The organism is Rhodopseudomonas sp. NSM, from assembly GCF_052445935.1.
Taxonomy (GTDB): domain Bacteria; phylum Pseudomonadota; class Alphaproteobacteria; order Rhizobiales; family Xanthobacteraceae; genus Rhodopseudomonas.
In genome coordinates this window covers 1-547 of sequence record NZ_JBQTCH010000018.1, presented here as the reverse complement: position 1 = coordinate 547, position 547 = coordinate 1, and the positions used below count along the sequence as shown (strand labels likewise).

Here is a 547-nt window from a genome sequence, read left to right as displayed (position 1 = left end):
TCGTTGGCTTGATGCGACCAGGGCGGCGGCCGGTCTGGTCGCCGCGGGCGCAGCTTGCGTGACCGTCATCGCCGACCGCGAAGGCGACATCTACGATGAGTTCGCCTGCCGGCCGGCCGAGACCGAACTGTTGATCCGCGCCCATCATGATCGCGCTCTGGAAGGCGGCGGCAGGCTGTACGACTGCATGGCGCAGGTGGCCGAGCTCGGCCGTGACACGATCGATCTGCCGGCCAATCCGGGGCGGGCAGCGCGCCGGGCGACGCTGGCGCTTCGTGCCCGCGAGATCACCTTGAGGCGGCCCAAGCGCAACCATCCGGCCGAAGCGGCGCATCTGCCGAAGAGCGTGACGCTGACCTTGGTTGAGGCGCGCGAGATCGATCCGCCGACCTCGGTGACGCCGGTGCATTGGCGCCTGCTGACCACGCATGAGGTGACGACGCTGGCGCAAGCCCTGCTGATCACCGGGTTCTATCGCCAGCGCTGGACCATCGAGCAAGTCTTCCGCCTGATGAAGACCAAGGGCTTTGACATCGAAGCGGTGCGG

The 547-nt window shown here is 67.8% G+C and carries 1 protein-coding gene; it reads left to right on the top strand.

The window, feature by feature from the left end; all coding sequences use genetic code 11:
* The coding region (locus tag ACTZWT_RS24375; RefSeq protein ID WP_444772265.1) for a transposase at positions 1 to 547 on the top strand (547 nt) is incomplete at both ends.